General features: G+C 58.3%; 11 protein-coding genes. All 11 read left to right on the top strand.

Annotation, left to right across the window (positions count from 1 at the left end):
* Position 1 precedes the first annotated feature (1 nt).
* Complete coding sequence (locus HC757_RS12795; RefSeq protein ID WP_169564771.1) at positions 2 to 595, top strand: DUF4381 domain-containing protein; 594 nt, start codon at positions 2 to 4, stop codon at positions 593 to 595.
* The gene (locus tag HC757_RS12790) at positions 589 to 1611 is read left to right on the top strand and encodes a vWA domain-containing protein (protein ID WP_169564770.1); all 1023 of its coding nucleotides are present in this window, start codon (positions 589 to 591) and stop codon (positions 1609 to 1611) included. The genes HC757_RS12795 and HC757_RS12790 overlap by 7 nt, the downstream gene beginning before the upstream one ends.
* On the top strand, positions 1608 to 3626 hold the full coding sequence (locus HC757_RS12785; protein WP_169564769.1) for a vWA domain-containing protein: 2019 nt from the start codon (positions 1608 to 1610) through the stop codon (positions 3624 to 3626). Before HC757_RS12790 ends, HC757_RS12785 begins: the two co-directional genes overlap by 4 nt.
* Positions 3620 to 5242, top strand: coding sequence for a BatD family protein (locus tag HC757_RS12780; RefSeq protein WP_169564768.1), 1623 nt, complete (start codon positions 3620 to 3622; stop codon positions 5240 to 5242). The genes HC757_RS12785 and HC757_RS12780 overlap by 7 nt, the downstream gene beginning before the upstream one ends.
* Positions 5243 to 5317: 75 nt before the next feature.
* Positions 5318 to 5881 (top strand): sigma-70 family RNA polymerase sigma factor, encoded by a 564-nt coding sequence (locus tag HC757_RS12775; RefSeq protein WP_169564767.1) that lies wholly within the window; start codon positions 5318 to 5320, stop codon positions 5879 to 5881.
* On the top strand, positions 5874 to 6578 hold the full coding sequence (locus HC757_RS12770) for a DUF3379 domain-containing protein (RefSeq protein WP_169564766.1): 705 nt from the start codon (positions 5874 to 5876) through the stop codon (positions 6576 to 6578). Before HC757_RS12775 ends, HC757_RS12770 begins: the two co-directional genes overlap by 8 nt.
* Before the next feature lie 137 nt (positions 6579 to 6715).
* Positions 6716 to 8167, top strand: coding sequence for a sodium/proline symporter PutP (gene putP, locus HC757_RS12765; protein ID WP_169564765.1), 1452 nt, complete (start codon positions 6716 to 6718; stop codon positions 8165 to 8167).
* Between the two features lie 379 nt (positions 8168 to 8546).
* The gene (locus tag HC757_RS12760) at positions 8547 to 9845 is read left to right on the top strand and encodes an OmpP1/FadL family transporter (protein WP_169564764.1); all 1299 of its coding nucleotides are present in this window, start codon (positions 8547 to 8549) and stop codon (positions 9843 to 9845) included.
* A gap of 142 nt (positions 9846 to 9987) precedes the next feature.
* Positions 9988 to 10371 carry a VOC family protein gene (locus HC757_RS12755; RefSeq protein ID WP_169564763.1) on the top strand — a complete coding sequence of 128 codons (384 nt, stop codon included), beginning with the start codon at positions 9988 to 9990 and terminating at the stop codon, positions 10369 to 10371.
* 48 nt (positions 10372 to 10419) lie between these two features.
* Entirely contained in the window at positions 10420 to 11133 is a 714-nt protein-coding gene (locus tag HC757_RS12750; protein ID WP_169564762.1) for an SIMPL domain-containing protein, read from the top strand.
* A gap of 132 nt (positions 11134 to 11265) precedes the next feature.
* Entirely contained in the window at positions 11266 to 12303 is a 1038-nt protein-coding gene (locus HC757_RS12745; RefSeq protein ID WP_169564761.1) for an efflux RND transporter periplasmic adaptor subunit, read from the top strand.
* Positions 12304 to 12308: the final 5 nt, after the last annotated feature.

Raw genomic sequence — 12308 nt, 5'->3', positions numbered from 1 at the left:
CATGACAACTTCAGCTCCTCAATCCATGACCGATCCGGCGCTGGCAGCATTGCAGGATATCAAGCTGCCGGAGCCTGTCTCCTTCTGGCCGCCGGCCCCGGGCTACTGGCTGCTGCTCATCGTCTCCGTGCTCGCCCTCGCCGGCCTGTTTCTCTGGTGCAAGCGACGCTTCCGGGCCAGGGCGGCGCAACGGGCGGCATTGAGTTTGCTCGCCGCCCTCGACAGGCATGCGCCAGACTATGCCAGTCGGGTCAACGGCCTGCTCAAACGCGCCGCCCTGAGTTACCTGCCAAGAACCTCAGTCGCCTCCCTGGATGGCGAGGCCTGGTCCGATTGGCTCGACGGCGCCTTAACACAGGCCAAACGCGGCCAACTCGGGCCGCTATTGGCAAAACGCCACAGGCCCGAGCCCCTGTCGGAAGATGAAACCCTGGCCTTGGCCGAATTGGCACACACCTGGCTCAAGACGGCCCTGCCCAAGATCAACACACGGGCAAGCAAACCGGCTAAGCACGAGAAATCAGTGCCCGGACAGTCGGCGGTCAATGTGTCACAGAATGCCCCACAAAATGCGCAGCAGGAGGCTAAATGTTAACCCTCTACTGGCCCTGGCTGCTGCTCCTGCTGCCCCTGCCCTTATTGCTGCGCCGTCAAGACACCCAGCATGAAGAAGGTGCCCGCCTGCAATTGCCCGGCATAGCCCAGAGCGGCAAACTGTCGAGCGGCCGCGCGCCATCCGGGTCGAGAAACGCCTATTGGTTACTCTGGGGGTTATTGGTGTTAGCCGTGGCCCGCCCCCAGTGGCTGGGCGAGCCCATAGAACTGCCGAGTCAGGGACGGGATCTCATGCTGGCGGTAGACCTGTCCGGCAGCATGCAGATAGAAGACATGGTGGTCGCAGGCAAGACAGTGGATAGATTCAGCCTGGTGCAGCATGTGGTGAGCGAATTTATCGAACGCCGCAAGGGCGACAGGCTGGGGCTGATCCTGTTTGCCGATCACGCCTACCTGCAGGCCCCCCTGACCCAGGACAGGCGTTCGGTGGCGCAATTTTTACGGGAAGCGCAAATCGGTCTGGTGGGCAAGCAAACCGCCATAGGCGAAGCCATAGCCCTGGCGGTGAAACGTTTCGACAAGATGAAAGAGAGCAACAGGGTACTCATACTGCTGACCGATGGCGCCAACAATGCCGGTAATATAGAGCCTGAGCAGGCGGCGAGCATCGCCGCCAAGCGCAATGTCACCCTATACACCATAGGCGTCGGCGCCGAGGTGATGGAGCGCCGCACCCTATTCGGCCGCGAGCGGGTCAACCCCTCCATGGATCTGGACGAGGCGCAACTCAAGGCCCTGGCCGCGACCACCAAGGGGAAATACTTCCGCGCCCGCAACAGCGAAGAGTTGGCACAGATCTATCAGGCAATCGACAAGCTGGAGCCTGTGAGCCGGGATCAACTCAGCTATAGGCCCCAAGCCGAGCTATTCTACTGGCCACTGGCACTGATGCTCATCATCAGCGCCCTGCTGGCACTCAGTCATCTGCCCCGGTTCCAATTCCGCCTGCCATCCCGGGCGCAATCCAAGTTATCCCAGGGGAGACGCAATTCATGACACTGCACTTCATCCGCCCCGAATGGTTCCTGGCGCTGCTGCCACTGACGCTGTTGCTGCTCGGCCTATGGCGCAGCCATGGCCAGGGCTCGGCCTGGAATCGCTACATAGCGCCGCACTTGGCAAGAGTCCTGGTAACCGAGGGCAGCCAAGCGCGACAACATAGGCTCTGGTGGCTGGCCTCATCCTGGTTCATCGCCGTCCTGGCCTTGAGCGGCCCGGCTGTGACCAAGCAAACCCTGCCGGTGTTTGCCACGGAACAGGGCCGGGTCGTCATCATGGACATGTCCTTGTCCATGTATGCCACAGATCTGGCACCCAACCGCCTGACCCAGGCCAAGTTCCGCGCCACCGACCTGTTGCGCGGTCTCAAGGAAGGTGAGACGGGTCTCATCGCCTATGCAGGTGATGCCTTTACCATAAGTCCACTGACCCGGGACAGCGCCACCCTGCTCAACCTGTTGCCGACCCTGACCCCGGATATCATGCCGGTGCGCGGCTCCAACCTCGCTGCCGCCCTGAGTCAGGCGAGCCAATTGTTGGCACAGGGGGGCCATCTGCGCGGTGATATCATTTTGCTCACGGATGGCCTGAGCCAGGCACAATTCAGCCAAGCCAACAAGGCTCTGGATGGCAGCCAGTACCGCCTCGCAGTCCTGGCGCTCGGCAGTGCCCAGGGCGCGCCCATCCGCCTGCCCGACGGCCAATTGCTGCGGGATAATGCCAACGAAGTAGTGATCGCCACCACAGACTATGGCTTGCTGCAACGCCTGGCCCAGGCCAACCGGGGCGCGCTCTTCCAGGTCACCTCGGATGGCCAGGATCTGCAGCACCTCAACGCCTGGTTAGCCACCGAAGGCGATGCCAAGGCGACGGAACTCAGAGGTGAGAACTGGCAAGATCTCGGCCCCTTCCTGGCGCTGCTGTTACTATTGCCCTTGCTGCTGAGCTTCCGCCACGGTCTGGTCGCTGCGGTATTGCTGGTCCTGCTCACGCCACCCACCCCGGCGCAGGCCGGCGTCTGGGAAGATCTGTGGCATAACAGGGATCAACAGGGGATGCAGGCCTTCGAGGCCGGAAACTATGCCGATGCCGCCGCGCGGTTCGAAGATCCCAGCTGGCAGGGCAGCGCCCAATACAAGGCGGGGAATTTCCAGCAGGCGCTCCAACACTTCGAGCAAGACGCCAGCGCCCGGGGCCTGTACAACCAAGGTAACGCCCTGATGCAGCTCAAGCAGCCGGAGCAGGCCATCAAACGCTACCAACAGGCACTGGCCAAGCAGCCGGACTTCCCCGAGGCCGAGCAAAACCTGGCACTGGCGCAGCAACTGGCGCAGCAAGCCAAACAGCAGCAGGATAAAAACCAGAATAAGGACAAGGGCAAGAATAAAAACAAAAACAAAGACAAAGATAAAGATAAAGACAAAGACGCTAAGCAAGACAGCCAGGGGAACCAGGACAACAAGGACGCTGGCCAATCCGATAAAGAGCAGGCAGCCCAAGACCAGGACCCCGAGAATCAGCGTCAGCAACAGGCATCAGAGCAAGCCGGCTCACAGCAGGATGACGAGCCGGAAAAAGCCGCTCAATCCGCCGATAAGCAGCAAGAGCAGCAAGCAAACGGGGATGCTCAGGGCGGGAGTCAACATGAGGATAAGCCCAATCAGCAAGATCAGGGCGCCTCGGGCCAAGCCGGCGAGTCGGCCAGCCCCAATAACGAGGCCAAAATGCAGGCACAAGCAGGCTCTGCAGCCGGGGACGAACAGGCCAAGACCGAAGCGCAGCAACAGGCCGCCCAATCGGGTCAAGCCCAAAGTGCCGAGGCAGGAGAGCCGGGGGAACAGGCCAGCATAGCCGCCAGCCAGATGACGGATGAGCCATTGCCGGCCGACATGGAGCGGGCACTCAGGGGGGTCATAGAAGATCCTCAGGTGCTGCTGCGCAACAAGATGCAATTGGAATATCAGAAACGCCGCCAAAGCGGCAACTTACCCGGGGATAATGAACAGTGGTAATCAGACAATTTTTTATCCTGCTGCTGATGGTGCTGCTGGCACCCAGCCAAGCCTTGGCCATGAGCAAACTGGAGGCCTCGGTGGATCGCAATCCTGTGATGGAAGGCGAATACTTAGTGCTCAACATTCGTGCCGACGATGAACTGGACGCAGGCAAGCTGGATACCGCCAGCCTGTTGAAGGACTTTATCGTCGGTCGCACCAGTGTCAGCCGCAGCACCCAGATCATGAATTTCGATGCCAGCAAGGAAACCCGCTGGCAGATCTTGCTGTCACCCAAGCGCAGCGGCAAACTCATGATCCCGGCCTTCAAGATTGACGGCGTCAGTTCCAATGCCATTCCCCTGAACGTCGTCGCTAAGGGCAGCCAGGCGCCGCAGACCAAAGATCTCTTCATCGAGACCAGCGTCTCCAGCGATGAGGCCTACGTCGGCCAGTTGATCACCTACAGGGTCAAGCTGTATCTGGCGGTGGAGCTGCAACGCGGGGTCCTGAGTGCGCCCGTGCTCGAAGGCGCACAGATCAAGCAGATAGGCGAAGATAAGGATGGCAGCGAGATCGTCGATGGCCGCCGTTTCCGGGTGATAGAGCGCACCTATGGCATCATCCCCGACATGCCAGGGGAGCTCAGCATAGGCGGCGCCAGTTTCTCCGGCGATGTGCTGGTAGAGAGCCAGCGCCGTGGCAGCATGTTCGGTTTCAACGAGAGCCGGCCCATGCAGACCAAGTCGCCCACCAAGACGCTGCAGATAGAGCCAACGGAAGCCGGCTTCCAGGGCAAATGGCTGGTCGCAGATCTTGTGCTGCTCAAGGAGGATTGGCCCGAGACAGAGGACAAGTTCGAAGTCGGCAGTCCCATCACCCGCACCATCACACTGCTGGCATCCAACGCAGATGAGAACAGCCTGCCTGAGATAACGGCGCCGCTGCCGGCCGAATTCAAGTCCTATCCGGAAAAACCCCAGCGTCAGACCTTCGTGCGCAACGCCCAGGTGGTGTCCCAATACAGCATCACCTCGGCATTGGTGCCGACCAAGGCAGGCACTTATACCCTGCCCGAGGTCAGGGTCCCATGGTGGAATCCGCATCTGAAACGCCAGGAGTTTGCCAGCCTGCCGGCGCGTACCGTCACTGTCGCCGCAGGCCAGGCCGTCGCGGCCGTCCCCCTCCAGGGCCAAGTCGAGTCAGGCAGCGCCGGCTTCTGGCCCTGGGTAAGCCTGGCATTCGCCCTCCTGTGGTTGACGACCCTGGTGTTATGGCGCAAGGCGCTGGCGAACCAGAAGCAAGCTTCTTCCGCCGCTGAGGCCAAACCGGCCCGGGCCCCCAAGCCCGACAGTCATCGCCAGCTGCTGGATGCCTGCAAAAGGGCCGATGCCGGCCAGATCCTCTCCCGCCTGCAGACCCACATGAGCCGGCTCCATGGCCAGAGCATGACCCTGGAAGAGATCGCCGCCCTGTCAGCGGATTTCGCCAAGGCCATCAAGCAATTGCAGTCGGCGGCCTACGGCAAAAGCCCCAAGGCACTCGACTCCGCCGCCCTGCTCGGCGCGCTCGCGTCCTATAGCCCGCACAGCCGCAATCGCCCCCTCTCGGCCCTCAATGAACTAAATCCCTAGATTTGGTCTCACGGGCTTGCTATTCGGGCCGAGAGATTTAAGCTATTGAACATTCGCGAATTAAGAAATTCAAAAATGTTCGATAGCTTTCGCAAGAAAAAATCTGATCCCACGGTCATATCTGACATGCTAAGTAAACAAAGACGATACGACAGCCTCGTCAGAGCCATGCATGGCGACATCTTCCGTTATGCCTATTGGCTCTGCGGCGACAGGCACGTGGCCGAAGACATCACCCAGGAAACCTTCCTGCGGGCCTGGCGCTCGCTGGACTCCTTAAAGGATGAGAAGGCCGCCAAGGCCTGGCTCATTACTATCCTGCGCCGGGAAAATGCCCGGCGTTTCGAGCGCAAGCAGTTCGACTATTCGGATGTAGAACAAGAGCAGCTGGTCGATGTCCTCTCTTCCAGCACGGAAGAGAATGTCGAGCAACACCTGCTCAGGCGTCAGATAGGCAAGCTGGATATCGAATATCGTGAGCCTCTGCTGCTGCAGCTCATAGGGGGGTTCAGCGGCGAAGAGATCGCCCAGTTACTGGACCTGAATCGCAACACGGTAATGACCCGGCTGTTTCGTGCCCGCAACCAATTGAAAGAAGTGTTAGAAAAATCCACAGTCAGAGGTCAATCCAATGGATGAACTGCAATTTCGTCGTCAGGCCTATGGCGAACCCAATAGCCAGGATGCTGAATTTCTTCAGGCCCTGCAGGACAACCCCGACAGAGAGGTCTTCCTCAAAGAGCTGAAGCAGCTGGATGGCAAGCTCGACCAGGCCTTGAAGGTGGAGATCCCCGACGGCATGGCAGACAAGCTCCTGCTGCGCCAACAGCTGCAGCATCATCAGCAGCAGAAGCGCAAGACGGGCTTCATGATGGCCATGGTCGCCTCGGTCGCCTTCGTGGTCGGCATCAGCTTCAGTCTGCTGCGCATCGCCCCCGTGGACCTGGGCGAGCATGCCTTGGCCCATGTGCATCACGAGACCGTGGCCCTGGTCGTGGATCAGCATGTCGGTGTCCAACAGATCAATGCTGAATTGGCGGCATTCAAGACCTTGGGCGGCGCTAAGTTTAGTGCGCAACCGGGTAAGGTGTATTACCTGTCCTATTGCGATTTCCAGGGGGTCCAAAGCCTGCATCTGGTCATGCAGGGGGCCGAAAACAAGGTCACTGCCTTCCTGGTGCCGCAGGAAGATCGCATGCTGCTGGAAGCCAACTTCGCCGACAAGGAATACCAAGGCATGGGCTTCCAACGCGGTGGTAGCTACATACTGTTAGTCGGTGAACGACAAGCCGATCTCGACTATGTCAAAGCCGAAATCACACAAACCTTTATTTAAGCCCCGCCTGCCGTGGTGAGCGAAGGCTCACCACTGGTCAAACCTCCAGCATAATTAAGACCTTATTGGGATCTTGGCCGAGCATCTGTTAGCATTCGTGGCATTCAATACAATCATCAGAATATTCGAGTGCCACTATGACAATAGAAACCCCTATCCTCATCACCTTCGTCGGCTATCTGCTGCTCATGATGGGCATAGGTTTATGGGCCTACAGAGCCACGGACACGGTCGATGACTATATTCTGGGTGGCCGCAAGATGGGGCCGGCGGTAACCGCCTTGAGCGTGGGCGCCTCCGACATGTCCGGCTGGCTCTTGCTGGGTCTGCCCGGCGCCGTCTACCTGGGCGGTTTGGGGGAGGCCTGGATCGGCATAGGCCTGGTCCTGGGCGCCTGGCTCAACTGGCTGCTGATCGCCAAACGGCTAAGGATCTACACCGAACTGGCGGATAACGCCATGACGCTGCCGGACTTCTTCGAGAAGCGGTTCGCCGACACCAAGGGCCTGCTGCGCCTGGTATCGGCCGTTACCATCCTGATATTTTTCACCTTCTACGCCTCTTCCGGCATGGTCGGCGGGGCCATCTTGTTCGAGAAAGTCTTCGGCCTGGATTACCGCCTGGCACTGGTGGTTGGCAGCGCCATCATAGTGTCTTACACCTTCATCGGCGGCTTCTTCGCCGTCTGCTGGACCGACTTTTTCCAGGGTTGCCTGATGCTGATCGCCCTGTTGCTCGTGCCTGTGACCATTTTCGGTCATCCGGATACCCATGCCAGCATCGACAGCCTGGAACCTGCCATGCTGTCACTGCTCAGTGACAAGACCACGACTATTGGCCTGTTATCCCTGCTGGCCTGGGGCCTGGGTTACTTCGGCCAACCCCATATCCTGTCGCGTTTCATGGCCATAGGCAGTGTGGATGCCCTGCCACTGTCACGCCGCATCGCCATGAGTTGGATGTGGCTCTCGCTGGCGGGCGCCCTGGCCACAGGGATAGCCGGCAGCCTGTATTACGCCACCGAGCCACTGACAAACCCTGAAACCGTCTTCATCCATCTGGCACAGGCCGCCTTCAATCCCTGGATAGCCGGCCTGCTGATCGCCGCCATCCTCTCGGCCATCATGAGCACCATAGACTCTCAGCTGTTGGTATGCTCCAGCGTCATCACGGAAGACTTCTACCTGAAATGGATAAGGCCCAAGGCCAGCAGCAAGGAGCTGATGCTGGTCGGCAGAATAGGCCTGTTGACCATAGCCCTGATCGCCGGGGTGATCGCCCTCAATCCTGACAGCAGCGTGTTGGGCCTGGTGAGTTATGCCTGGGCCGGCTTCGGTGCCGCCTTCGGCCCCGTGGTCATACTCTCGCTGTTCTGGCCGGCCTATAGCCGCAACGGTGCCATAGCCACCATTTTGGTGGGCGCCATCACTGTCGTGATGTGGAAACAACTGAGTGGCGGTATTTTCGACCTCTATGAAATCCTGCCAGGTTTCCTGCTGGCGACGCTGGCCGGCATAGTCTTCAGCCACATCTCACCGGCAAGCGCCGAGATCCGCTCGGGTTTCGCGCGCTTCAAGGCTCGGCTCTAAGCCGGGCCTGAGCCTCTGCCTGAGGCGACAGACAGGCTTTCGATGGCAATAACAGCGCACCCGGGTGCGCTGTTATTTTTTGATGTAATAGTTTGTTTCAGCAAGATTTACAATTCATTAACCCAGTTTCAAATAAGCCGTTCTGGACAAACGCCAGCGGCGCGAGTGTCACCTCGAAGGATTCAATCCATGGCTATTTTTCAGCCCGGGGTCAGCCTGAGATAATTAACTAAAAAATAACAAGTATTTCATCTGGTCGGAGTTGTTAGCCAGTGACCCCCTCCCTACTATGCACTGGTCTAACGAGTTGGTTTTGCCCATGGATTTTTTTTGGGGTCACCCTAGGGCAAGATCTGACACCTATAACAGAGAGATAATAATGAAAACATTCAACAAGACACTCATAGCGGTATCTGTCGCACTCGCAAGTTCACAGGCCATGGCGGCCGGTTTCCAACTCAACAGCCAATCCGCCACGGGCATAGGCCGCGCCTTCGCCGGTGATGCAGTGATCGCCGATAACGCCTCTGTGCTGGCACGCAACCCGGCCGCCATGGCCCTGTTCGATAAGAGTTCACTCTCCCTTGGCTTAACCTACGCCGACGTTCAGGTCGATGTGAAAGACGTCAACTTTGCCGGCGGCGCGATCGACCTGGGCAGCATAGACGATGCCGGCAGCGGCAAAGTCATCCCTAACTTCTATTACATTCACCCTGTGAATGACAAGATTGCCTTAGGTTTCGCGGCCTTCTCCAACTTCGGTACAGGCACAGACACCAGCTCACTGTCCAAGAACCAGGCGGCGGCGCCATTCGATTTGCTGGGCGAAACCGAGGTGACCACGGTCAACTTCAACACCAGCATCTCATATCGCTTCAACGAGATGTTCAGTGTCGGTGCGGGTATCGACGCCGTATATGGTGAAGGCCGCTTGACCCGTAATGCGGGCAGCACGCCCTTGGTCGATGTGGACGCAGACGGCTGGGGATTTGGCGGCATACTGGGTGCGACCCTGGAACTCGACCAGGACAACCGCTTAGGTATCAGCTACCGTTTCAGCCCGACAGTCACGGTCAAAGGCGATACCACGGCCATGACGACCAAAGACATTCCTGGGCTGGGGATGCAAAACGTGATGCTGGACTTCGAAGATCTGGACGTGCCATTGGCCGATATCTTCCAAGTTGCAGGTTTTCACCAGCTGAATGCGAAATTCGCCGTACACTACACGGCGCAATTCACCAAATGGGGTGATTTCGAAGAGATCACCGCGAACAACGGCACGGCGACCCTTGTCGGTGGCCCAGCCAACGGCACTCAAATCGCGACCGGCGTGACCCAACCCCTGAAGTCATACCAATGGAAAGATTCCTGGTTATTCAGTGTCGGCGGCACTTACAGCATCGACGATAACTGGACGGTTCGCGCCGGTTACATGCACGATCAGGGCGTAGTGGACCAACTCAGCTCGCTGTCTATCCCAGACTCGGACCGCAACTGGTACACGGCCGGTATGAGCTACCGCTTGAGCCAACAGAGCACCCTGGATCTGGGTATTGCCTTTGTCAAAGGCCAGCAGGTGGATCTCATAGAGTACAGCGCCATCGCCGGGCCAGTGAATGCCACCACAGAATCGAGTGCCATGTATTACTCCATGCAGTACAGCTATCAGTTCTAAGCTGAAGTCAGCCTGATGTAAGTGAGAGAGCCGTGCATTGCACGGCTTTTTTGTCTGGGCGTTCAGCCATGGGCAAGATTGACACTTTTATCTCCAGCCAGTTTGTTGCTACAGTTAAACTTCGATGAACAGGAGATAGCTCATGGCAAAAGTAATTGGTTTAGGAGGACTTTTTTTCAAGAGTGCCGATCCCGTGGCCCTGGCGGCCTGGTATAAGACTCACCTGGGATTGCCCGTGGAAGACTGGGGCGGCGCGGCCTTCGCCCACACAGGACTGCCGGGTAACAGCTACCACGTATGGAGCCCCTTCGCCCACTCGAGCGACTACTTCGCCCCCTCGGGCAAAGACTTCATGTTTAACTTCATCGTCGACGATCTGACGCAGGCGCTGCAGCAGGTTGCCGATGCCGGCGCCGAAGTCGTAGGGACCAGCGAAGACTCTGAATTCGGCCGTTTCGGTTGGTTCATGGATCCCGATGGCAACAAGGTCGAACTGTGGCAAGTCCCGGACGACGACAATAACTGATATCCCCGAAAACCCATCTTCAAACACAAGTATTTATGGAGCTCTGACATGCAAAAAAACTCCCTGCCCGCCTTTATCCTCGGCGCCCTGATCTGCCTCGGCCTGGCATTATTGGGTCATAGCGCCGCCGACGCCTTACTCCAGATGAAGGCCATGGAACGTACCGTCACGGTAAAGGGCCTGGCGGAGCGTGAGGTCAAGGCAGATCTGGCTATCTGGCCGATACGTTTTACCCAGGTAGATAACGATCTCGCCAGCCTCTATGACACTGTGCAGCAAAAGACCGACAGAGTGGTCGCCTTTCTCAAGCAAGAGGGCTTCAGTGAGGAGGAGATCAGCCTGACATTGCCGGCCATAGAAGACCGGCAGGCTCAGGGCTATGTGGATCCCAATGTGAAGTATCGGTATGCCGCCAGGGTCAGCCTGTCGCTGTACACCAACAAGGTGGAGCTGCTGCTCAAGAGCCGTAAGGACATGGTCAATCTCGTCAAGGAAGGCATAGCCGTTTCCGGCCAGGACTACGACAGCAAACCCGAGTTTATCTTCAGCGGCTTGAATGAGGTCAAACCCGCCATGGTGCAGCAGGCGACGCAAAATGCCCGCCAGGTTGCGGAGAAATTCGCCAAGGATTCAGACTCACGCCTGGGCAAGATCAAGCATGCCAGTCAGGGGCAGTTTGCCATCTCAGACAGGGACAGCAGCACCCCACAAATCAAACAGATCAGAATTGTCTCTACTCTGACCTACTACTTAAATGACTGATGCTATTATGAATAGGCCGGCATGGGTCAAGATATGGGTCTCGCCACAGTAAATTAGATTTTACTAATGGATTGAGTCGGCCGCTGCCCCATGGTACATTAGATTTATCTTATTTAAATCGGGGATAGTGCTATGCGTACCACCGCCTCACTCTCAGTGTTAATCAGCCTGCTGTCCATCCTCTGGTCCCAGGCTCATGCCGCTGCCCAGCTGGAAACCCTCACACTGACATCCGAGACGAGGTCGCGCTGGCTGACGCTGGATGCCATTCTGGAACCTGTCAATGCCGCCACCGTCTCGGCACAAACCTCGGGGCGCATCATCAGGCTCAACTATGATGTCGACGACCAGGTTCCCGCCGGCGCCGCGCTGCTGGAAATCACCAGCAAGGAGCAAGGCGCCGAGCTGGCCAGCGCCGAAGCAGATTATGCCGCGGCCTTGGCTCAGGATCAGGAACTGCAGGCCCAATACCAACGCTACAAGGCGCTATTCCCCCAGGGGGCCATCTCCCGCGGCACCATGGATGAAGCCACCGCCAAGGCCAAATCCGCCACCCAGGCCGTCAGTGTGGCCAAGGCCAGAGTCGTCAAGGCCACAGAATCATTGAAATACACCATAGTTTCCGCGCCCTTCGGCGGTATCGTCAGCCAGAGATTTGTCCAATTGGGTGAGACAGTCGCTCCCGGACAACCTCTGATGGCAGGCTATTCGCCCGCTAAGATGCGGGCCGTGGCCCAGGTACCCCAACGCTACGCCACGGCACTCAAGCAGGCGGCAGAAGTGAGGCTGACCCTGGCCGATGGCCGTCAATACGCCTCGAGCGAATCCAGGCTATTCAGCTTCGCCGATCCCCTCAGCCACAGTTATCGGCTGCGCATGCCATTGCCTGAGAATGAGCCAGGGCTCACGCCGGGAGCTTGGGCCAAGCTGGCCTTCGTCATAGCCCAGACCCAGGGCATCAGCATACCGACGAGCGCCTTGCTCAGTCACTATGAACTCAGTGGCGTTTACCTGAAACGGGGCGATGACTTCGAGCTGGTTCAGGTGCGCCCGGGCCAGGTGAACGGTGATGAAGTGGAAATACTCGCCGGCCTCAATCCAGGTGACGTCATCGCCGTCCATGCCTCGCGGGTGTTGGCCAACACACACCCGGCCAAGACACAAGACTAACCGCC

It is taken from the genome of Shewanella salipaludis (assembly GCF_012911865.1).
GTDB lineage: Bacteria > Pseudomonadota > Gammaproteobacteria > Enterobacterales > Shewanellaceae > Shewanella > Shewanella salipaludis.
The sequence above is the reverse complement of the archived record's forward strand: the minus strand, read 5'-3'. Positions and strand labels throughout refer to the sequence as shown.

Excerpts from the sequence above, each read along its gene's own strand:
- putP (WP_169564765.1), top strand. The coding sequence starts at position 6,716 with ATGACAATAGAAACCCCTATCCTCATCACCTTCGTCGGCTATCTGCTG.
- HC757_RS12770 (WP_169564766.1), top strand. The coding sequence starts at position 5,874 with ATGGATGAACTGCAATTTCGTCGTCAGGCCTATGGCGAACCCAATAGC.
- HC757_RS12795 (WP_169564771.1), top strand. The coding sequence starts at position 2 with ATGACAACTTCAGCTCCTCAATCCATGACCGATCCGGCGCTGGCAGCA.
- HC757_RS12775 (WP_169564767.1), top strand. The coding sequence starts at position 5,318 with ATGTTCGATAGCTTTCGCAAGAAAAAATCTGATCCCACGGTCATATCT.
- HC757_RS12755 (WP_169564763.1), top strand. The coding sequence starts at position 9,988 with ATGGCAAAAGTAATTGGTTTAGGAGGACTTTTTTTCAAGAGTGCCGAT.
- HC757_RS12750 (WP_169564762.1), top strand. The coding sequence starts at position 10,420 with ATGCAAAAAAACTCCCTGCCCGCCTTTATCCTCGGCGCCCTGATCTGC.
- HC757_RS12785 (WP_169564769.1), top strand. The coding sequence starts at position 1,608 with ATGACACTGCACTTCATCCGCCCCGAATGGTTCCTGGCGCTGCTGCCA.
- HC757_RS12760 (WP_169564764.1), top strand. The coding sequence starts at position 8,547 with ATGAAAACATTCAACAAGACACTCATAGCGGTATCTGTCGCACTCGCA.
- HC757_RS12745 (WP_169564761.1), top strand. The coding sequence starts at position 11,266 with ATGCGTACCACCGCCTCACTCTCAGTGTTAATCAGCCTGCTGTCCATC.
- HC757_RS12790 (WP_169564770.1), top strand. The coding sequence starts at position 589 with ATGTTAACCCTCTACTGGCCCTGGCTGCTGCTCCTGCTGCCCCTGCCC.